Genomic DNA, 21,517 nt, shown 5'->3' with positions numbered 1-21,517 from the left:
GGGGTCAGAGGCGGGTGGCGAACACCTGGGTCCAGTAGTTGTTCGGCTGGGCGCGGGCGACGCCGATCTCCTTGAACGCGCAGTTCAGGATGTTCCGCTTGTGGCCCGGGCTGCGCATCCAGCCGGCCATGACCTTCGAGGCGCTGGTGTATCCGTAGGCGACGTTCTCGCCGTAGGTACGCCACTGGTAGCCGGCCCGGGTGATGCGCTGGCCCGGGTTGGATCCGTCGGAGCCGGTGTGCGACATGCTCCGGTGGGCGGCCATGTCCTTGCTGTGGTTCACGGCTGCCTTCGTCAGCTTCTTGTTTACCTTGAGGGCCCTGCAGCCGACCTTGGCGCGCTCCTTGTTGACGAGGGCCACGACGCGCTCGGCTGCGGTGGGTGCGGCCGCCGCCGGTGCGGCCGCCGCTTCCCGGCCGGCGGGTGCGGCGCCCGCTTCTTCGGTGCCCAGTCCCGCCATGGCCACGGGTATGCCTATGACGCCGAGGGTGACGGCCCCGACGGCCATCGTCTTGTAATGCCTCTTCTTGCCGTGCTTCTGCATGCGTGACCTTCTTCGGTGTTCGCGAAGCGTCGGGATCCGCAGCAGCTGCCGGGGCCCGACGGGGCCGCCATTCTTAGGAGCCTCGCAACGGGCTGACAAGTCCCGGCACTTGCCCGGTCGTGCGGCGCGCCGTACTCGACTTGAAATGGATGCGCCGACGTGCAAGGCGGTCGCGGAGCGACTGCCGTGAAATACCTGATGAATCATCAAAAGCTCGTGCCAGCTGGGAGTTCCACTTTGGCGTCTCGCCATTCGAGACAGTCATTTCGGCGGTAAGGGGAATGTCCGCTCTCGGTGTGCATATCTCGACATAGCCGGGACGAGAGGGCGGTCGTGATCCTTCCGTAATCAGGTTGGTGCGGGTGATCCATGTCACCGCCGAGACCCCCGGGGACGGGGACCGGGGGCGTACCCGGTCCGCGAGCCGTGGCCGCCACCGTCGCTCGATCTCCGCAGCCCGTATCCTCGCCGTGCAGCAAGGAGGACCGCATGGAACGAACGGGCGACGGGACGGCAGAGGGCGCTGACGCGCCGACCGTGCTCATCGTGGACGGCGCGAACGTGGTCGGATCGGTTCCCGACGGCTGGTGGCGAGACCGCAAGGGTGCCGCGGAACGGCTCCGCGCCCTCCTGGCGGAGCGCCGGGCGGGCGAGGAGATCATCCTCGTCGTCGAAGGCGCCGCGCGCGGCATCGGGTCCGTACCCGGTGTCCGGGTGGTGGACGCCCCTGGTGAGGGCGACGACCTGATCGCCGACCTCGCCGCCGCACACGCCGCCCGCGATTGCGTCGTGGTCACCGCGGACCGTGCCCTCCGCGCCCGGGTCCACCTCCTGGGCGCGCGCACCGCAGGCCCCCGCACGGTCCGTCCGGCACCCTGAGGTGCGAGGGCGACGGCGTATGTCCGGGCCGCCTGCCGCTTCAGAACGGCGCGCGCCGGATCGACTCGGTCCATCCCCCGTCGGGGGCCGGCCACCTGCTCGACGCACTTGCCGTGCCGCGCCCGGCTCCCGACCCTACGGTGGCGTCATGAGCGACCCGCAGAAGAACAAGACCACGGCTCAACTGTTCTACGACCTGATGTTCAACCAGTGCCGCCCTGCCGAGGCGGTCGACCTGTACGCCGGTGACACCTACATCCAGCACAATCCACACGTCGGCGACGGCAAGCAGGCGTTCATCGACTACTTCGAGCGCATGGCCGCCGAGTACCCGGGCAAGCGGGTGGAGGTCAAGCGCGCCTTCGCCGAAGGCGACCACGTGATCCTGCACTGCCACCAGACCTGGCCCGAGGAGGAGTACGCCGGGATCGACATCTTCCGTTTCGACGCAGGCGGCAAGATCGTCGAACACTGGGACGTCCTCCAGGTGATCCCGCCCACCTCCAAGAACGACAACACCATGTTCTGACACCGCGCGGCGAGCCCACCCCCGAAAACCGCGGAGCCGCCGCGCGCCGCCCCACTCGTGGTGGGAGCGGCGCGCGGCGGCTCGGGCACAGGCGTACGGAGGCAGCGGGCCTTGGGAAGGCCCTACCGCGCTATCCGATGGTGAGGAAGGTGTGCCAGTCGTCCTCGTCGCGTCCGCTGGCGTCGCCCAGCCACTGGGTGGTGCCGCCGCGCATCAGGTACTGGTACCCGATGTTGTTGACGGCCCAGATGTCGGGGATGCCGTCGCCGTTGGCGTCGGGGGTGCCGACGACCTTGGGGATGGCGGCGCGGCCCCAGCCGGTGGTGGCGTACGTGTAGTCCTTGGCGTCCGCGGAGGCTGCGGCGGAGCCGAGGGAGGCGAGGTCGACGCCGCCGGCCGCGCCGGGCTTGCCCTTGCGGAGGGCGAGGCCGCGGTTGGGGTCGTTGTCGTCGCGGAAGATCAGGTCGGGCACCTGGTCGCCGCTGATGTCGCGGACTCCGACGATGTCGCGCTTGAGCCAGGCGGTGGCGGACAGTCGCTTGGCCTCCGTGAAGGAGCCCCCGGTGTAGCCGGTGAAGGCCCAGAAGGCGTCCCCGATCCGGGCGAAGGCGTCGGGCAGGCCGTCGCCGGTGACGTCCTCGGTGGTGACGAGCTGGTCGAGGGTGCCGGGGTCCGGGGAGCCGGCCGGCAGGAGGATCTCCATGCGGCGGCCGATGTCGAAGCGGCCCGCTCCGTCGCCGGGGTACACGTACAGCCGGCCGTCCGGCATGCGGGCGATCAGGTCGGTGATTCCGTCGCCGGGGAACCAGTCCACGGAGTGGCTGATCAGGACCGGCCTGCCGTTCTGGGTCTTCCAGTAGCCGGCGGGGGCGGGCTTGTCGCCGTCGACCGCTCCGGGCATCCAGGCGTCGGTGTCGCCGTTGGGCTCGGAGTTGTACGTACGGAGGTTGCCCGCCGCGTCCACCGCGAGGATGTCGGGGTAGCCGTCGCCGGTGACGTCGCCGGGCTTGTCGAGCCCGGCGCGGGGGCGCACGTAGAAGAGGTACTCGGTGGGCGCGGAGATGTTGCCGGCCTTGTTGACCGTACGGACGTACAGGACGTTGGGACCGGCGGTGTCGACCTTGAGCTTGATGGAGGCCAGCGCGAGCTCGGTGTTCCAGACCCAGGTCTTCTGGTCGTACAGCGGGTGGTTGAGGCTCCACTGGTACTCGCGGATGTCGTCCGCCTTGGCGCCGTTGCCCAGGACCTCGATCCACTGGTCCGGGGTCCCGGCGGGAGCGCTGCTCCACTGCGCGCCGTCGGGGCCGGGCGCGGGGAAGTGGACCGAGCGGACGGCGGGGCTCGGCGGGGCGGTGTGGTCCACGGTGAACGTGCACCATCCGCCGCCCCCGGAGTCGAGGGGGCCGCTGCCCGGGGATCCCGAGCCGTCCCAGTCGACGGTGCGGGAGAGCCAGTAGTACTTACGGCCCGCCGGGAACTTGTCCCAGGGCAGCTGCTTGGTGATCACGCCTTCGCTGTTGGGCCACAGCCACTCGTTCCAGATGTTCTGGCCGCTCGAGGCGTCCCAGATCTCGAGCTGGACCTGCTTGAGGTTGCCGTCCGGGTCGGTGCCCTTGACCTGGAAGGTCAGGTCGGTCTTGCCGATGCTGGTCCCGTTGCCACTGGTGAGGCATGCGCCGCCCGGGGAGGTGCTCATGTTCGCGGCAACCGGGATGTCGGGGAGCTTGTTGTACTCGATCTCGATGTACGGGGCCGTCTCGCCGTTGGCGATGAACTTCTTCCAGTAGTACGGGTCGGACTCGTTCGGCGCCTTGAAACCGAGCGACAGCGCGCCCCACCGGCCGTTGGCGGCCTCCGTGACCAGGCCCTTGATGTCGGGCGCGATCCAGTTGTCCGGGCAGGAGCTGTTGTAGCCGTACGCGGCGTCCTCGCTGGCGACCTTCTTGCCCCAGTAGCCGGTGGTGTTGTTCCAGGTGCTGGAGGAGGAGATGAACGGGGTCGAGTAGACGTCCATCACGCGCTTGTTGCAGGACCAGGCGTACGTCTGCAGGGCCCGCACGCGGGCGGACTTGATGCCCGCGCCGTGGAGCTCCGTACCGAAGTAGAAGTTGAAGATGGCACGGGAGGTGCCGCCGGTGGTGGACTCGTAGCCGACGCGCGCCTCGTTGGTGCCGGACGCGTTGAAGTTCTGGCCGTTGTAGAAACTGCTGTTGCCCGAGGTCTTGTACAGGTGCGTCCAGGAGTGCTTGTGGCCCTTGAACGACGGGTCGATGAAGACCGGGTACGCGGTGTCGGGCGCATCGAGCAGGGCGCGGTCGGGGCGGAGCGAGAGCTTGCCGCCCTTGAGCGTCCCCTTCGCCACTGCCATGCGGGCGCCCTCGGCGCCCGCCAGGCCGGGGAGGCCGAGGGTGGTGTGCCGCCGCGCTGCCGCTGATGTCGCGGCCGCGGCGGCAGGACGCTCGCCGCCGGTCGCGGTCACCTTGCCGCTGGAGTCCCACATCAGGGGCGAGGCCGCGCCGGCGACCTCCTTCCCCTTGGCGTTCCGGGCGCTGAGCGCGCCGGAGACCGGGTCGAGGCGGAACTTCAGGGTCGGCGAGGCCAGCCGGTAGTTCAGCTCGTCGAGCAGCGGGTCGGCGGCGGCCTTGCGGTCCTTGACCACGAGGAGGTGGGAGTAGCCCCCGTCCTGCGCGGTCATCAGCAGGTCGATCCCGGGCCGTACGTTCTCGTAGAGGGCGCGCGGTCCGTCGATCACGGGCTCGGGCAGGGCTCCGGGCCAGGCCACCGTCATGGCGTGGCCGTCGACGGTGAGGCTGACCAGGGGCCCCTCGGCGGCGGATGCGGTGCCTCCGGCCGTCTGCCCTGCGGCCTGTCCGGACGTCTGGCGGCCGGCGAGCGAGCGCGAAGCACGCTGTCCGGCGCCGACGGGGCTCCCGCCGGCGAAGACCAGTCGCCCGTTGACCGCCTTGGGCGCGTACCCGCCCTCGACACGCTGAAGGTTCGTGTCGATCGGCTTCCACTGCGACCCGACCCTGGCGCGCACCGTGCTGCTGTGGACCGTGGCCTTGAGGCGGCCGGAGGGCTGCGCCCAGACGGTCATGTTCTCGGTGCGGTCCTCGGTGACCTCGACCGCCTTGCCGGTCTTCTTCGCCCGCCGGATCGCCTCGGGCGCACCGAGGGGCCCGGTGCCGGCATCGGCCTGCTGCGCTCCGCCCTCGGAGGGCGCGGAGGCGGCGGGCTCCCAGAGCCGGATCCCCACGGGCACGGCCACCGCGACCGCCAGGAGCGCGGCGAGCGCACCCTTGGCCCGCCGCATCCGCGGCCGGGTGCCGTCCTGCGGGCGTGCCTGTCCCGCCTCGTTTTCCTTTGTGGGCACAGCCGTTGCAGGACTCTCGTCCACGGACTCACTCGCAGCCACGCTTGCTTTTCTCCCCCCTCGGGCGGCGACTCGCCGCCTTCGGTCCATCGCGAAATCGCGGTGCGCGGGCGGGGCATTCCGGATCGGTTCCGGTTCTCTTATCGCCAGCCGCTTCCGCGCGTAAATGTGCGAGGTGAGCATGGACCACACAACGTGATTCGTCACGCGCCAGCCGCGCCTCGAGAGGGTCAATTTGTCGCCTAGGGGCGGTATTTCCCGCTATCCGATCACGCTAAGTGATCAGAGTCACAGACTGCCGCCACCTATGGATTTTCCACCCGCCGTGCCTTAAGAATCAGCTGGCAATTTGTCATTTCCCTGCCATGTGCGTTCCGCTTCAGCGGTGGCGCCGGCAGAGCGTGGGGGTTCTCATGTCGCCGTTTTCGGCGCATCAATTCCGCTTGCCCGGAAACGGGAAGGCACGTGCCGGGGGCGGTCGTACCGCCCGGCACCGGCGTACGGCCCGGCAGACCGGAGTCGCGCTCTCGGCGCTGCTCGTCGCCACCCTGCTGCCGAACCAGGCACTGGCCGCCTCTCCGGGCGACCGCAGCGGTGTCGTGCTGCCCGGTCTCCAGCAGGACATGCAGGCCAAGCTCGACGAGGTCGAGGCGGCGAAGCTGGACGGCTGGTCCGGTACGCCCGCCCAGCCGCCCGCCGAGTACGAGCCCGCGAAGACCGCGCCTCCGGCAGGCGGCAGCGCCGCCGTCGCACTCGCCGCGACGGCCGGCGACAGCCTGGTCCAGGTCGGCTCCCTTCCCGTCAGCATCGGCAAGGCCACGCCCACCGAGACCGAGCCGGCCCCGCCGGCCCCCACCGGGACCTGGTCCGTCGCGGTCGAGACCCGCACGGCCACCGAGGCCGCGGCCGTGGACGGCGCCATCATCACGGTGACGCCGCCCGCCGAGGGCTCCACCCCGGTCGACGTCCAGCTGGACTACGAGAAGTTCGAGGACCTCTACGGCACCGAATGGTCCACCCGGCTGGACCTCAAGCAGCTCCCCGAGTGTTTCCTGACCACGCCGGAACTCCCCGAGTGCACCGAGGCACAGGACGTGCCCAGCACCAACGACCCGAGCACCGGCACCGTACGGGCCACCATCGACCCCGCCACCGCCCCCGCCCAGGGCATGTCCACCATGTCCGGCGGCAGCCCCGTGGTCCTCGCGGCCTCCGACGGCGCCTCCGGAGCGGGCGGCACGTACAAGGCGACCTCGCTCTCCCCGTCCGGCACCTGGTCGGCCGGCGGCAGCGGCGGCGGCTTCTCCTGGACGTACCCGCTGAGCGTGCCCGCGCCGCCCGCGGGCCCCGCCCCGAAGATCTCCCTCGGGTACTCCTCCCAGTCCGTCGACGACAAGACCTCCGCCGCCAACGGCCAGGCCTCCTGGATCGGCGACGGCTGGGACTACCACCCCGGCTTCATCGAGCGGCGCTACCGCTCCTGCGAGGACGACCGCAAGGCCGCACCCGCCGCGCCGAACAACGACAACGCCACCGACAAGAAGAAGAGCGACCTCTGCTGGGCCGGCGACAACGTGGTCATGTCGCTCGGCGGCGGCACCACCGAGCTCGTCCACGACTCGGCCACCGGCCGCTGGATCCCCGCCAACGACAACGGCGCCAAGGTCGAGCGCAAGACCGACGCCGCCGTCGCCAACGGCGCCAAGGACGGCGAGTACTGGGTGGTCACCACCCGCGACGGCACCCGCTACTTCTTCGGCCGCCACGACGTCGACGGAGCCGGCGCCCGCGCCGTCACCAACTCCGTCTTCTCCGCGCCCGTCTTCGGCAACCACGCCGGCGAGCCCTGCCACCAGAGCACGTACGCGAACTCCTCCTGCACCCAGGGCTGGCGCTGGAACCTCGACTACGTCGAGGACGTCCACGGCAACGCCATGGTCGTCGACTGGGCCCGCGAGACGAACCACTACGCCAAGAACGGCAAGTTCAAGGAGAAGGTCCCCTACACCCGCGGCGGATACCCCACCGCGATCTCCTACGGCCTGCGCTCCGGAGACGTCGGTGGCGCCCCCGCCGCCAAGGTCGAGTTCACCGTCGCCGAGCGCTGCGTCAAGGAGGGCTCCTCGCAGTGCTCCGACGCCGACTTCGAGTCGACGAACTACGAGAAGAAGCAGCCCTGGTGGGACACCCCCTCCACGCTGCACTGCAAGGCCTCCGCGGCGAACTGCTACGTCTCCGCGCCCACCTTCTGGTCCCGCAAGCGCCTGACCGCCGTCACCACCTACGGCCAGCGCACCGAGGGCTCCACCGCCCTCTCCCTCGTGGACCGCTGGTCCTTCGCCCAGTCCTTCCCCAAGCAGCGCACCGACACCCACCCGCCCCTGTGGCTGGAATCCGTCACGCGCACCGGCTACGGCACCGCCAAGGACGAGGCCGGCAACCAGCTGAGCACCACCCTCCCGCCGGTGTCCTTCCTGGCCAACGTCCAGGACATGCCCAACCGCGTGGCCAAGAGCGCCAACGACGCCACCCCCGACTTCGACCGCCTGCGCGTCGAGACCGTCCGCACCGAGACCGGCGGCGAGCTGAGCGTCGCCTACTCCGCGCCCTGCCCGGTGGGCACCACCCACCCCAAGCCGGAGGAGAACACCACCCGCTGCCACCCGGTCCACTGGTCCCCGGACCCGGACCTGGACAAGCCGCCGCTGGAGTGGTTCAACAAGTACGTCGTCGACAGCGTCACAGAGAAGGACCGCGTCGCCCGCCAGCCCGACACCACCACCTCGTACACCTACGAGGGCGGCGCCGCCTGGGCCAAGAACGACGACGAGTTCACCAAGCCGGAGCTGCGTACCTACAGCGAATGGCGCGGGTACGCGAGCGTCCTCGTCAAGAAGGGCCTGACCGCCGGGGCCGGTACCTCGGACGCCACCGAGCAGTCCCAGACCCGTACCCGCTACTTCCGCGGCATGTCCGGTGACGCCGGCCGCGCCACGGTCACCGTCAAGGACTCCACCGGCACCGAGACCCTCGGCGAGGACCTGCCCCAGTACCAGGGCCAGGCCGCCGAGACGATCACGTACACCAAGGCCGGCGGCGCCTTCGTCTCCCGCACCCTGGCCTGGCCGTGGAGTCAGAAGACCGGCTCCCGGCCCAGGGACGGCACCACCCCGCTCGAAGCCCACCGCACCGGCTCCGCCCGCACCGAGGCCATCCAGTCCATCAGCGGCGGCACCTCCCGCACGGTACGCACCAAGACGACCGTCGACACCGAGTATGGCCTGCCCCAGACCGTGCAGACCGAGGCCGTCGTACCCAACGGCACCGGCGGCTGGAACACCACCGAGCAGACCTGCACCACCACCACGTACGTCCACAACACCGACAAGAACCTCGTCGGCCTGCCCCAGCGGGTCCGCGCCACCGCCGGCGACTGCACCCAGACCGCCACCGGCACCCTGCTGAGCGACACCCGCACCTCGTACGACGCCCTGAACGCCTTCGGCACGGCGCCCGTCCGCGGGCTCGCCCGGCAGACCGACTCCCACGACGGAGCCGGCACCGGCTGGATCACCACTTCGCAGGTGGAGTACGACGCCCTCGGCCGTCAGTCCAAGACCTACGACGCCGCGGGGAACGCCACCACCATCGCGTTCAGCCCGGCCACCGGCGCGGCGTTCAACGTGACCACCACCAACCCGCTCGGCCACACGAGCACGGTCAAGGCCGACCCCGCCCGCGGAGTCATCCTCCAGGTCACCGACGCCAACGACCGCAAGGTCACCACCACGTACGACAACCTGGGCCGCGCCGCTTCCATCTGGACGACCTCCCAGAACCCGGCCACGGACAAGGCCGCGTACACCTTCGAATACCGGCTCTCCGAGCACCAGCCGCCGGCCGTCACCACCCGCACCCTGCGCGACACCGGCACCTACGAGGACTCCGTCACCCTCTACGACGGACTGCTGCGCCCGCGCCAGACCCAGACCGAGGCCCTCGGCGGCGGCCGCATCGTCACGGACACCCTCCACAACGCCAACGGCACCGTCCGCCAGACCAACCACCCGTACCACGCCGAGGGCGAGCCGGGCACGGAGATCTTCGTACCGGAGACCGTCTTCCACATCCCGCGCTCCACCGAGACCGCGTACGACGGACTGGGCCGTCCGGTCCGGGTCACCACCCTCCACGAGGACGACCCGAAGGACTCGGTCACCGCCAAGTACGAGGGCGACTGGACCCTCACCCGCACGGCCATGTCCGCCGACGGCACCACCCCCCTCAAGGGCAGCAGCGCCGCCAAGACCTGGACCGACGTACTCGGCCGCACCACCCTCAACCAGCAGTACACCGCCACCGACCTGACCACCTGGTCCAACACGCACTACTCCTACGACGTCCGCGGCAGCCTCTCCGAGGTCAAGGACGCCAACGGCAACGCCTGGACGTACACCCACGACGCCCGCGGCCGCATGACCGCCTCCTCCGACCCCGACGCCGGCACGGCCACCTTCGGCTACAACAACCTCGACCAGCAGGTCTGGGTCGCCGACGCCGAGAACCGCAAGACGTTCACGTACTACGACAAGCTGGGACGCAAGACCTCCACGGTCGAGGACGACTGGAACGGCACCCTGCTGGCCACCTGGTCCTACGACTCCCTGCCGGGAGCCAAGGGCCTGCCCGTGGCCGCCACCCGGCACACCGGCGCCCTCGCCGTCACCAGCGAGGTCACCGGCTACGACGCCGAATACCGGCCCACCGGCAGCAAGCTCACCATCCCGGACACCGCCGCCACCAAGGGCCTCGCCGGCACCTACGCCTACGGCACCACCTACACCCCCACCGGAAAGGTCCAGACCAGCACCCTCCCGGCCACCCCCGGCGGCCTCGCCTCCGAGCGACTGGTCACCCGCTACGACGCCAACGGCATGCCCGTCACGCTGTCGGGCCTGACCTGGTACACCGCGGACACCGTCTACAGCCCGCTCGGCCAGGTCCTGCGCACCGCCTCGGGCAAGGCCCCGCTGCGGGTGTGGAACACCAACTTCTACGACCGCAACACCGGCCGCGTCACCCAGGCGCTCACCGACCGCGAAACCCCCGGCGAACACCGGGTCTCGGCCCTGTCGTACACGTACGACGTCGCCGGGAACCCGACCTCGGTCACCGACACCCGCCCCGGCGGTGCCGTCGACCGGCAGTGCTTCGCCTACGACGCCAAGGGCCAGCTCACCGAGGCCTGGACCGGCCGCACCTCCGCGTGCGGCGGACCCTCCCTCGCCGAGGTCACCGTCGGCCCCGACGGCGACGGCTACTGGCAGTCGTACAGCTTCGACGGCATCGGCAACCGCACCAAGCTGATCGACCACGACCTGACCAACGCGGCCCTCGACGACGAGACCGTCTACACCCACGGCGTCCAGGTACCCGGCGGCGGAGGAACCCAGCCCCCGGTCACCACCCAGCCGCACACCATGGCCACGGCCGACAAGACCACCCGCACGACCAACTCGACGGTCACGTCCCGGTCGACGTACGCCTACGACAAGGCGGGCAACAACACCCGCCGCACCCTCGGCGGCGACACCCAGAACCTGGTCTGGGACCGCCGCAACAAGCTGGTCTCCGCCACCAGCCCCGGCATCGGCGCCGTCGCGGTCACCGGCATGAACGGCAAGTGCCTCGACGTCGACGGCGGCCGGTCCGCGGACGGCACCCCCGTCCAGATCTGGACCTGCAACGAGACCAAGGCCCAGCAGTGGCGCTTCACCGGCGACACCGTCCGCGCTCTCGGCAAGTGCCTCAGCAACGAGGGCGGCAACGCCCGCCTGATGGCCTGTGACGGCAGCGCCAAGCAGAAGTTCACCTACCGGCCCGGCGACAAGACCCTGCACAACGCCGCCTCGAACGGCTGCATCGACATCTCGGGCGGCAACACCACCGACGGCGCCGACCTGCTGGTCTACCAGTGCGCCGGCGGCCCCAACCAGCAGTGGAGCTTCGGCGACACCACCACCTACATCTACGACGCCTCCGGCAACCGCCTGATCGAGGAGAACGGCAGCTCCCGCACCCTCTACCTCGGCGAGGCCGAGGTCACCGTCAACAAGGCCGGCCAGGCCATCGACGCCCAGCGCTACTACGGTTCCCCGGGCGCCCCGACCACGGTCCGCCGCACCATGGGTGCCGCGACCGGCCATCACCTGTCCCTGCTGGTCAGCGACCACCACAACACGGCCACCGCCGCCATCGAACAGATCCCCGGCCAGTGGGTCCACCGCCGCAAGTCCGACGTCTACGGCAACCCGCGCGGCGCCCAGCCGTCCTGGTGGCCCGGCAGCCGGACCTTCCTCGGCACCGGTATCGAGGACCAGAGCACGGGCCTGACCCACATCGGCGCCCGCGAGTACGACTCGGCCACCGGCCGGTTCCTGTCCGTCGACCCGATCATCGACATCACCGACCCGCTCCAGATGAACGGGTACACCTACGCCAACGGCAACCCGGTCTCGCTCGCCGACCCGGACGGCCTCAAGCCGATCATCACCGCCGACGGCAACGACTCCGCGTACCTCAAGGCGAACGACGCCTGGTGGTCCGGCGGCCCGGGCGGCTGGACGTACAACGACCGCGACACCAAGGTCACGGAAACCCTGACCTCCCGTACCACGGTCACGGTGATCAACAGCTACGGAGGCCGCGACCGCGGCTCCAGCGTCACCACCAAGAAGGAACACCGCACGTGCATGCGCGGCGGCTGCAGCAACTGGAAGCCCGGCCCGGTCAAGAAGATGACCTCCGAGCAGATCCACTTCACGCTCGACGCCGCCGGCTTCATCCCCGGCCTGGGCACTGCCTCCGACGTCCTCAACGGAGTCGTCTACGCCTTCGAGGGCAACTGGAAGGAGACGGGCTGGAGCCTGGTGGCCCTGGTCCCGGTCGCGGGAGACGCCGTCGCTGCCAAACGCAAGGGCGGCAAGCTCTGGGACTGGATCACGGGCAAGAAGACCGACATCTGCCAGAAGGACAGCTTCGTCGCAGGAACCAAGGTCCTGCTTGCCGACGGCAGCACCAAGCCGATCGAGAAGCTGGAGAACGGCGACGAAGTCCTCGCCACCGACCCCGAAACGGGCGAGACCTCGGCCCAGCCGGTCGTGGCCGTCATCTTCACGGCCGATGACAAGGCGTACGTCGACGTGTCGGTCGAAACGCCCCAGGGCGTCAAGACCATCACCACGACGGACGAGCATCCCTTCTGGTCGGCGTCCCGGCGAACGTGGCTCGACGCCGGCGCCCTGAAGCCGGGCATGACCCTCCGCACCGACGAGGGCACCTCGGCCACCGTCACCGGCATCCGCGCGTACACGACCCGGGCGAACACGTACAACCTCACCATCGCCGCACTCCACACGTACTATGTGGTGGCGGGTGACACTCCGGTCCTCGTCCACAACTCCTCCTGCAGCATCGCGGAAATCCGCAAGCTGCAGGCAAAGCTCGCAGCCGAGGAACTTGCCGGAGCGGACGGGCACGCCTTCAAGAAGCACGTCCTCGAGCAGGGCGAGTTCCCCGGGATCCGGACCCGCGCCCAGTTCGCCGACATGGTCGAGGACGTCATCCTGAACGGAGAACGCCGCGTGCGATCGGACGGTACGACCGCCTTCTGGCAGAACGGGGTCATCGTGATCCGCAACCCCAAGTCGAGGGACGGTGGCACCGTCTTCGCGCCGGGCGAGGGCTACAGCTACTTCACCAGGAACTTCAAGTCGGAGTGAGAGGAGACATTCTGATGCAGGTAGAGGACCGTGGCGCCGACATCGTGATCACGATGCCGAGAGTCGAGTTCTTCCTGGTCGAAGCGCTGATGATGGAAGCGCTGGAGACCGGGGACGACCGCGATTTCCAGACCCGCGTAGGGGCGACCAAGAACGAGGTGAGGGCCCTCTTGGCCACCCTCCCCGACCTGCCCCTGGGCGGCGGGAACTAACCTGCCGCGACCTGATCACTCGCGCACATCCGAAGCCCCGCCGGGCGTGTCCCGGCGGGGCTTCGGCGCGGAGCGGCCGCGGTAGGAGGCGGGCATGCCGACAGCATCCGCGCCACCCGTCGGCCCTGCCTGAACCCGATCTCGCTGCGGGCCAGGCACCCATCTCGCTCGCCGTGGGCACCGTCGGACTGCTGCCTGCGTAGCAAGGGGCCCCGGGACTGAACGGGTCACTGAAGCCGGCCGGAAGCTGCGTCCGGCTCGGAGCAGACCCGGATCACAAGCCCGGCACCACCGGGAGCGAGTACGCGTCCTGGGCCGACGTCGGTCGGCTCAGACTTGTTGGCCTCGCCCAGGTGGCTCAGGGCCTGGCGGAAGTCATCGAGGGAGGACCCGAACTCGCCTGCGGCGGTGTGGAAGGTCGATCGGTCGATCAGGATCCCGGCCAGTGTTCGCGTTCCGTCTGCCGGATCGTGCTGAGACAGCCGACGGGCCAGATCCACTCCGTCGTCGAACAACGAGCGCACCCGCTCCGCGAACAGATGGGTGCGGTTCTCCCAGTAGACGGCGGAGCGGACGGTGAGGACCCGATGCAGCCGGACCAGCTCGGCCAGATGCCGGTCCGGATCCTCGGCGGCTCGCGCAGCAAGGGCGTCCACCTCTTCACGGAGGGCATGACGGCTGTCGAAGTAGCGCCGCTTGGCATCGGGCGACCACTGCATGGGCGCCGCCCCCGAAGGCGGACGCGGTCCATCGGACGCAGGCCGATCGCCTTCGGCACCGGAGAAGGCCAGCAGCACTGCCCAGAACGACGACTGATAGCCACTCATGGACTTGCGCTCACCGGTATCGGCCCAACTCCGTCAGCAAGGCGAGTGCCTCCTGCCGCACGGGCGCCGCCTGCTCGCCTCGGCCGTGGGTGTCGAGCATCTGCGCGTACCCGATGAGCGAGTAGAGATGGCAGGCCACAGGGCCGCGGTCGTTCGCGGCTCCGGCCGCTGCCATGCTGACGAGCGTCTCGAACGCGGAGAGTGCTTCGCCGGACCGGCCGGCGTCGTGGAGAGCGGCGATCCACTCCAGGAGTGACCAGGCGTGACCCCCGCTGCCGGGCCCATCGGGCAGGATCGCTGCGACCAACTCGGTCATGGCCTCGGCAGCCTCGGCATACCGGCCTTCCTCGGAAAGTCCCGCAGCCCACTCCCGCAGCCCTGCGGGCACACGGTCTCCGGACAGTTCGGCCCGTGCACGGCCGATGGCGAGCATCTCGGAGCGCATGGCGAGTCCTTCGGCGCGTCGACCCAGGCTGTACAGCTCTCTCTGGCACGAGTTGAGGGCCTCGTACAGGACATCCGCACGGGCAGGTTCGGCCGGATCCATGGACCGCGCCACGGCCACCGCCTCCTCGCACAGCGCGAGACAGGCCACATGCCTTTTGCCGGAACCGGTGTCGTAGCTCAGGCGTTGCAGCGCCCTGGTCAAGAGGGGCAGGTACGAGGCGGGGCTGACCTGAGCGAGCACCCGGTATGCGTCGACTTCCTCGCGCGGCGTTCGGCGTCCCGACGAGAGCAGCGCATTCCGCGCTCGCACGATGTCGTCCCGATCGACTTTCCCCGAGTGATTCATGACGGAGATTCTGGGTGCGCTGGAGGGGCCGAACAAGGCTGGTCGCCTGCGCCGTTCCTCCTACGAGAACACGCTCTGACCTGTCATGATGGGTGTGATATCACCTCCCGGGGGCGTACAGCCCGGGAGCGGGCCTGCGCGTTCGAGCGCGGCAGGTTACGGAAGCGGTGTGCCGCCGGCGGCGTTGACGATCTCCCCGGTGATGTGGCCGGCCTGGGGTGAGGCCGGGAAGACGTAGGCAGGAGCCATCTCTGCCGGCTGGGCCGCTCGGCCCAGGGGCGATTGCTTGCCGAACTCCGTGACGTCGGGCGTGGTCGCCGGGATCAGCGGCGTCCAGACCGGCCCCGGCGCGACGGCGTTGACGCGGATGCCGCGCTCGGCGACCATCTGCGCCAGCCCGTGCGTGAAGGAGATGATGGCGGACTTCGTCATCGCGTAGTCGAGCAGGTGGGGGCTGGGCTGGTAGCCCTGCACCGAAGCGGTGTTGATGATCGATCCGTCACGCGGAATGTGGGCGAGGGCCGCGCGGGAGAGCCAGAAGAACATTCCGTACAGGTTGGTCTTCATCACCCGGTCGAACTGCGCCGGTCTGACCGGCGGCCCCGCCGTGTCGCAGATGAGCGGATGTGGCCGACGACCGCGAGCGGACGGCATCTGAGGTCCGCAGCGAGATGGACCTTGCCGGTCAGTCCGCCCCGTGGCCTGCCGAACAGAACTTCCTTCAGCCGGAGTTCGCGTCGGCGCCGGCCGCGCCGACGCTCCGCCTGTCCGTTCTGTTCCTCCGTGGCGCTCCGCTTTGCCGGGCAGGCCTTCCGGCAGAGGGGTGAGGACACCGGCGTCCCGCCTGACCCGAAAGCGCCCGTAGACGGTGGGCCAGGGACCGAACTCGGAAGGCGTCTTCCGCCACGGGGCCGCTGGAGCCGAACCGCCGAGATCTGCAGTCCCAGTCCGCTCGGTTCACCGGCTGCTTATCCTTGTGGCCATGACTGTCCAGCCTCCGGAGCCCTCTCCGCGCCCTGCCCCATCAGGAGAGCTCCGCGCCTCTCACGACGACCGGGAAGCAGTGGTGGAGCGGCTGCGTGATGCGGCAGCCGAGGGGCGAATCGATCTCGATGAGCTGGATTCACGCCTGGAGCAGGCTCTGACGTCCAAGACTCACGCCGAGTTGGCCGTCCTGGCCGCCGACCTGCCGAGGCTGAATTCCTCTGAGAGCCGGCCGCCGCTGGTACTCAAGGGCGGCATGTACGGCGCGTCTCAAGGCCCCGGACGCTGGGAGGTTCCCGGGCACGTGATCGCTCACGGCGGCGTGGGGGGTGTGAAGGTTGACTTCACCCGGGTCGAGTGCCGCCTGACGGAGGTCGTAGTGGAGGCGTACGGGGAGACATCCGGTGTCACGATCGTCATCCCCGATGCCTGGGCCGCAGACACCAGCGGCATGGATCCCGGCGTCGGCGGCCTGAAGGACAAGACCACTCCCGACCGGCTCCCGGGAACTCCGCTGATCCGGCTCACTGGGTCAGGCGGCTCGGGAGGAGTGGTCATCCGCCACCCCAACCGCCGCGAGCAGCGCAAGCTGCACAGCAACCCGACGCTGGGTTAGGTGTGTTGCCCGGGACGTGGGTGACACGTGCTGGGTTGTTGAAATGGGTGAGGGCCTCCGGATTCGGTGTGGATTGCGACATCTACATCGATCCGAGGAGGCCCTCGCGCCCCACCGTAAGGCCTCGTTGACCGAGACCGGGCGACTCCGGTTGGCCCCCCCGCGTCGCCGGAATGAGTGACCGGACCAGCCGTCCTCACCACCAGCCACGACGGACCGTGGCCACGGGGGAGGAGCAAGTACTTCGGCTGCGGCGTAAGCACCGCATCGGACCGCTGCGGCTCGCCGTCCGTACCGGCATCGCACCCTCGACCGCCCACCGCGTCCTCACCCGGCACGCCCTCCGACTCCTCGGCGTCGGCAGCGCGGAGGGATGCCTGCGCGCCCTGGCGGAGCGCTGTGGCCTACCGACGTGACCCAGTCTCTCTACGTCATCTCCTGCGCCGCCCCACCCGCCCGCCACGTCACCACCGGCATCAAAGCCGCCCAAGCGCGCGGCTGGGACGTCGCCCTCGTACTGACCCCTGCCGCGTACCGCTGGTCCGTCGAGGAATCCGGGGGCGAATCCGAGATGGCGGGCCGGCAGGCGCTGACCGGCCACCCGGTCCGCCACACCTGCAAACTCCCCTCCCGGTCCGACGTCCTGCCCGACCCCGACGCCCTCCTCGTCGCCCCCGTCACCCTGAACACCACCACCAAGTGGGCCGCCGGTCACGCCGACGCCCTCGCCCTCGGCCTCATCACCGAAGCCCTCGGCATGCCCGAACGGCCCGTCGTAGCCCTGCCGTACATCAATGCAGCCCAAGCCCAACACCCAGCCCTCACCCCGGCCATCGCCGCCCTCCGCGGCGCCGGGGTCCACTGACTCCTAGAGCGCGTCTCTCAGATTCGATCGTGGGTTCGTCAGCAGTGGCCGCACCCAGTCTGTTGCCGGTGGGTAACTCGCCCGGCAGGTCTCGGGAGGCCAGGGCCCGCTGCATAGGGCCGGGTCGAGCGGGCCCGCCTCTCGTGTGATGGTGCGGTCGCACCAGTCGCACAGCACTGTCGCGTGGGCACCCGCGGCCTCAAGGACCCCGGCTGCGTCTTGGGCGGCTTCGAGCCAGGCGGGTTCCGTGACCGTTACGGGCGCACTGTCCAGCAGAAGCTTGCTGTTCCAGAGGCTGAGGCCGGTGACCGTCCGGACCGCACGGATCGCCTCCGTCTTCCGGTCTCCTGGCTCCGTCAGCACGACACGGAATCCTGGCTCTTCCACGCGCCCTCCCCGGCGGCCTCGAGCTGTTCAGCAAGTGAACCATCCCCGCAGCTGCTGACCGCCACGGGCGGGGAGTCCAGAGACGCAGCGGGTTATCGCCGGGCCCGGACAAGGAGGGCAGCGAGGTGGAGTGCAGCATGGTAGACGATGACGAGCCTGTCCGTTCGCATGACCAGGCCGCGCCACTCCGCCGGTGCGCGTCGCCGCAGACGGTGCCCGACCCGGTCGGAGTCGGACAGTTGAGAAATGACAGCGCGGATCCCGCGGCGGCGTCGACCGAGACGTCCTCGGGGCGCAGGTGGCGCAGGTCGGTGCCGGGACGGGTGGATGTGCCGAACTCGCCACGTGTCTTGGCCCAGACGTGCTCGCGGTTCCAGTCGTCGGCCCCGCCGCCGTTGGTGCTCTTGGCCTGCGAGCGACCGGAGTGCAGCAGGAGCACGTTGCCCGGGTCGGCAGGGTCCTCGCCGGTCGTCTTCGGCGTGTCTCACACCGCGTCGTACGAGAGGGTGGTCTCCAAGTCGGCGATCCGGTGGCGGGCGCTCTTCAGTTCGGCGCCGGTCTTCCCGGCCGCGTCCTCGTAGTAGGCGTCGTCCGGTGGTGCCGCGGTGGCGTACGGCGCGGTGGCCGCGGCCGCGGCGACGGCCGCGAGGACCAGGATGCTCAGGGTGGGCCGGCGCCAGGGCACTCAGGACGGGCCGGCGCCAGGGGCGCCGCCTGCGATGAGCGGACAAAGTTGGGGTGTCCTCACGCGGGGCAGCACCCCCTCCCAGCCCGCCAACCGCGGGCCGGGACGGGGTGGCCGCCGCCGGTCGGATCACTGTGGGGCGCGCTCGGGGCCCGGCATGTGCGGCCAGGAACGCGTGCATGCACTGCGCCCGTCCTGTGGCGACCCCGGTGGAGGCGCCACCCCCGTTTCGTCCGTCAGGGGGCGTCGACGAGGACCCGGCCGTCGGTCGGCACGGCCGCGGCGAGCCCGTTCGCGTACGCGGACTGCACGCGGGACCGCTCCGTCGCGTTCGGCACGGCGTTGGTGCAGGCCGTCCCGGCGCTGGACCCGGACATCAGCTGGGTGCACGGCCCCGGCTTGGTGTCCGGGAGGCCCAGGCTGTGGCCCAGCTCGTGCGCCGCGATGCGCGTCTTGTCGTACCCCTGGCTCACGGCCTGCGCGCCGAGTTCGACCCGCACCTGCCGCCCCGGCCGGACCGGGCCGAGGGTGGCCTGCGGCCAGCCGGTGGTGGCCACGATGACGATCTCGGCCCGGCCCCCGGGCGCGGCCTCCACCAGCCGTACGTTGCTGACGTTCGCGTTCCAGGAGGCGACCCCGGCCGCGATGGCGGCTTCCCAGCCGCCGGCCCGGCTGTCGTCGTAACGGAGCGTCACCACTGCAGCGGCGGCGTCCGGTATGGCCATGGGTGCGGGAGCGGGTGCCGCGGTCGCGGCGGTCGCCGCAGCGAGGACCAGCGCGGCGGCGGAGGTGCCGGCTTTCAGCCAGGTGCCCAGGGGCATGGTCGTGCTCCTTCATGTGTGGGGGACCCGGCCCCTCGGCGGAGCCGGGGCGCGGAGGCGCCGCCACCGCCCGCCGGTGGCCCGGACGTTCGGACAGCCGCCCCTCCGGAGCCCTAAGAACGTAGCCCCGTACCCCACTCGCCCGTCATGCACCTGCCAGCCATTTCTGGCCGGTGCTCCGGCCGGTGCCCGGTCAGCGGGCGGCGCCGTCCGGGGCGTTGGCGTGGGCGCGCCCGGCGAGCCCGCTGCGGACGGCCGCGGGACGGAGCTGTGCGGCTTGCGGGCGGCACGGTCGCGGAAGCAGGCCGGAAACTCCTCGGCGAGGCCCGCGTACCGGCCTGAGCGGACATCAGTGGCGAGGTCCTGCTCATCCTGGCCCAACTACGCCTCCCCACCGGCGCAGGGGCCCGGCGAGCCCCCTGGATCCCGGGCCCGCCGACTGCCGCCGGCCTGCCGCCCGCTCTGCCGCTCGGGCCCGGCCCGGTTCCGTACGTTCGACGCGTTCACTCCTCGTCGAATCCACTCTGGAGTTCTCGTGGCACGGGCCGTACGCATGCGTCGATCCTTATCCGTCCGCCTCGTTCTCACCGGCGCGCTGTCCGCAGCCCTCCTCGGGTACGGGGTCCAGCCCGCCGCCGCGGGCCCCGCCCGTACCGCGGTGACGGCCGGCGCGGCAGCCCATGCGGAGGACCTCCCGGACGAGGGGAGCCCCGGCCAGGGAGAGCCCGCCGACCGGGCTTTCGACGATTCCCCCGGCACGGCGACCCCCGAGGGCGGTGCGCCCGCCGGCCTCGGCAGCTCGCCCGCCATGGCCGCGGCCGGGACCACGAGCACCGCCTCGGCCCCCACCATCGGCCGCAGTCGCGTCATCGAGCGGGCCAAGTCCTGGTTGGGCCTCGGGCTGACCTACAACCAGTCCGGCACGTACGACGGCTACCGGCGCGACTGCTCGGGCTACGTCTCGATGGCCTGGGCGCTGGCCAGGCCCGGTCTGACCACCAACACCTTCGCCGCCCGCGGGGTGACGTACACGATCACCAAGGACGAGCTCCGCCCGGGAGACGCCCTCAACAACGACAACCCGGGAAGTTCCGGCCACATCGTCCTCTTCGGGGGCTGGGCGAACACCGCGCGGACCTCGTACTGGGGCTACGAGTTCACCGGAACCGGGGTACACCACCGGCAGATCCCGTATCCGTACTACGCCGGCAGCAACCCCAGCGCCTACAAGCCGGTCCGCAACCGCTACGTGGTCGACGACGCACCGTCCGTCCCGGTACCGGTCAACGGAGACCTGTACGCGCTGACCCCCGACAAGTCCGCCGTGGTCGTCTGGAACGGCAGCAACTGGACCGCCGTGGGTGGCGCGGCGAGCGCCCTCCACGCCGGCGGCGCGGGCCTGTTCGCCACCAACCCGGGCGACGGCGGCATCTACAAGTACAACGGCACCCCCGGCTCCTGGACCCGCGTCGGCGATGCCGGGGCTGCCTTCGCCGTCAGCGACCGGCACCTGTTCGCCCTCACCCCGGACCGCTCCGCCGTCATGCAGTGGACCGGCAGCGGCACTGCCTGGACCCAGATCGGCGGAGCCGCGTCCTCCCTGTACGCCGGTGCGGCAGGCCTCTTCGCCACCAACCCCGGCGACGGTGGCGTCCACCGCTACAACGGCACCCCCGACTCCTGGACCCGCGTGGGCAACGCCGGAGCCGCCTTCGCGGTCAACGACAACGCACTCTACGGACTGACCCCCGACCGTTCGGCCGTCATGCGGTGGACCGGCAGCGGTGAACGGTGGGAGCAGGTCGGCGGCCCCGCCGGATCCCTCTATGCAGGCGGCACGACGATGGTCGCCACCGGCCCGAACGGCGGCGACGTCTTCCGCTTCAACGGAACACCCCACTCCTGGACCCAGATCGGCGGCCCCGGCGCGAGCTTCGCCCTCAGCAGGACCCACATCTACGGCCTCACCCCGAACCGCTCCGCGGTCACCGTATGGACGGGTTCCGGCTGGAACGGAATCGGCAGCGCCGCCGCCCAGATAGCCGCCGGCCGCTGATCGGCCCGGCCCCGGCCCCGGCGTGGGGGGGGGGGGGGGGGGGGGGGGGGGGGGGGGGGGGGGAGGGGGGGGGGGGGGGGGCCCTCCATGCTTGGGCGGGTTTAGGGAGGGGGACCACACAGGTGTTGGTTGGTACAGAGTGTGTGTGGGGTGCTTGCAAGCCGA

At 70.5% G+C, this 21,517-nt stretch carries 14 protein-coding genes and 3 pseudogenes; 8 read left to right on the top strand and 9 right to left on the bottom strand.

All coding sequences use genetic code 11. The annotated features are described in order from the left end of the window. Nucleotides 1–4: 4 nt before the first annotated feature. Nucleotides 5–544 (bottom strand): CAP domain-containing protein, encoded by a 540-nt coding sequence (locus ACZ7H1_RS07365; RefSeq protein WP_470784512.1) that lies wholly within the window; start codon nucleotides 542–544, stop codon nucleotides 5–7. Between the two features lie 489 nt (nucleotides 545–1,033). Between ACZ7H1_RS07365 and ACZ7H1_RS07360 the strand changes: the two genes are divergently transcribed. After that, a complete protein-coding gene (locus tag ACZ7H1_RS07360) occupies nucleotides 1,034–1,423 on the top strand; it encodes a PIN domain-containing protein (protein WP_470784511.1) in 390 nt (129 codons plus the stop codon). Between the two features lie 148 nt (nucleotides 1,424–1,571). Next, the gene (locus ACZ7H1_RS07355) at nucleotides 1,572–1,952 is read left to right on the top strand and encodes a nuclear transport factor 2 family protein (protein ID WP_470784509.1); all 381 of its coding nucleotides are present in this window, start codon (nucleotides 1,572–1,574) and stop codon (nucleotides 1,950–1,952) included. 130 nt (nucleotides 1,953–2,082) lie between these two features. On the opposite strand, the gene ACZ7H1_RS07350 is transcribed toward ACZ7H1_RS07355, so the two are convergent. After that, nucleotides 2,083–5,325: a DNRLRE domain-containing protein gene (locus ACZ7H1_RS07350; protein ID WP_470784508.1), complete on the bottom strand. Its 3,243-nt coding sequence runs from the start codon at nucleotides 5,323–5,325 to the stop codon at nucleotides 2,083–2,085. Nucleotides 5,326–5,768: 443 nt separating this feature from the next. Here ACZ7H1_RS07350 and ACZ7H1_RS07345 point away from each other — a divergent pair, with 443 nt between their 5' ends. Together ACZ7H1_RS07345 and ACZ7H1_RS07340 are read left to right on the top strand one after the other, a co-directional pair. Further along, entirely contained in the window at nucleotides 5,769–13,106 is a 7,338-nt protein-coding gene (locus ACZ7H1_RS07345; protein ID WP_470784506.1) for a ricin-type beta-trefoil lectin domain protein, read from the top strand. A 14-nt stretch (nucleotides 13,107–13,120) separates the two neighbouring features. Next, nucleotides 13,121–13,318, top strand: coding sequence for a hypothetical protein (locus tag ACZ7H1_RS07340; RefSeq protein ID WP_470784505.1), 198 nt, complete (start codon nucleotides 13,121–13,123; stop codon nucleotides 13,316–13,318). A 227-nt stretch (nucleotides 13,319–13,545) separates the two neighbouring features. Here ACZ7H1_RS07340 and ACZ7H1_RS07335 read toward each other — a convergent pair whose 3' ends face one another. From ACZ7H1_RS07335 to ACZ7H1_RS07320, 4 genes and pseudogenes are all read right to left on the bottom strand, one after another. After that, complete coding sequence (locus ACZ7H1_RS07335) at nucleotides 13,546–14,145, bottom strand: hypothetical protein (RefSeq protein WP_470784503.1); 600 nt, start codon at nucleotides 14,143–14,145, stop codon at nucleotides 13,546–13,548. A gap of 10 nt (nucleotides 14,146–14,155) precedes the next feature. Continuing rightward, on the bottom strand, nucleotides 14,156–14,938 hold the full coding sequence (locus ACZ7H1_RS07330) for a hypothetical protein (RefSeq protein WP_470784502.1): 783 nt from the start codon (nucleotides 14,936–14,938) through the stop codon (nucleotides 14,156–14,158). A 156-nt stretch (nucleotides 14,939–15,094) separates the two neighbouring features. Beyond that, a pseudogene (locus ACZ7H1_RS07325) lies at nucleotides 15,095–15,520 on the bottom strand (SDR family oxidoreductase); the annotation flags it as partial. Between the two features lie 50 nt (nucleotides 15,521–15,570). Beyond that, nucleotides 15,571–15,844 (bottom strand): annotated as a pseudogene (locus tag ACZ7H1_RS07320) (transposase family protein); the annotation flags it as partial. Between the two features lie 76 nt (nucleotides 15,845–15,920). Here ACZ7H1_RS07320 and ACZ7H1_RS07315 point away from each other — a divergent pair. From ACZ7H1_RS07315 to ACZ7H1_RS07305, 3 genes and pseudogenes are all read left to right on the top strand, one after another. Next, a complete protein-coding gene (locus ACZ7H1_RS07315; protein WP_470784501.1) occupies nucleotides 15,921–16,538 on the top strand; it encodes a DUF1707 SHOCT-like domain-containing protein in 618 nt (205 codons plus the stop codon). Between the two features lie 164 nt (nucleotides 16,539–16,702). Further along, nucleotides 16,703–16,882 (top strand): annotated as a pseudogene (locus tag ACZ7H1_RS07310) (IS481 family transposase); the annotation flags it as partial. A gap of 68 nt (nucleotides 16,883–16,950) precedes the next feature. Beyond that, on the top strand, nucleotides 16,951–17,403 hold the full coding sequence (locus ACZ7H1_RS07305; protein ID WP_470784499.1) for a flavoprotein: 453 nt from the start codon (nucleotides 16,951–16,953) through the stop codon (nucleotides 17,401–17,403). Nucleotides 17,404–17,406: 3 nt separating this feature from the next. On the opposite strand, the gene ACZ7H1_RS07300 is transcribed toward ACZ7H1_RS07305, so the two are convergent. From ACZ7H1_RS07300 to ACZ7H1_RS07290, 3 genes are all read right to left on the bottom strand, one after another. Beyond that, on the bottom strand, nucleotides 17,407–17,766 hold the full coding sequence (locus ACZ7H1_RS07300) for a ribosomal protein L7/L12 (protein ID WP_470784781.1): 360 nt from the start codon (nucleotides 17,764–17,766) through the stop codon (nucleotides 17,407–17,409). 508 nt (nucleotides 17,767–18,274) lie between these two features. Further along, the gene (locus ACZ7H1_RS07295; RefSeq protein ID WP_470784498.1) at nucleotides 18,275–18,475 is read right to left on the bottom strand and encodes a hypothetical protein; all 201 of its coding nucleotides are present in this window, start codon (nucleotides 18,473–18,475) and stop codon (nucleotides 18,275–18,277) included. 236 nt (nucleotides 18,476–18,711) lie between these two features. Then, nucleotides 18,712–19,296: a snapalysin family zinc-dependent metalloprotease gene (locus ACZ7H1_RS07290; protein WP_470784497.1), complete on the bottom strand. Its 585-nt coding sequence runs from the start codon at nucleotides 19,294–19,296 to the stop codon at nucleotides 18,712–18,714. A 553-nt stretch (nucleotides 19,297–19,849) separates the two neighbouring features. Between ACZ7H1_RS07290 and ACZ7H1_RS07285 the strand changes: the two genes are divergently transcribed. Beyond that, the gene (locus ACZ7H1_RS07285) at nucleotides 19,850–21,352 is read left to right on the top strand and encodes a hypothetical protein (RefSeq protein WP_470784496.1); all 1,503 of its coding nucleotides are present in this window, start codon (nucleotides 19,850–19,852) and stop codon (nucleotides 21,350–21,352) included. Nucleotides 21,353–21,517 lie beyond the last annotated feature (165 nt).

This window comes from Streptomyces sp. NPDC037401 (assembly GCF_055602345.1).
Note: the sequence above shows the minus strand (reverse complement) of the source record. Positions and strands in the feature narration are given on the sequence as shown.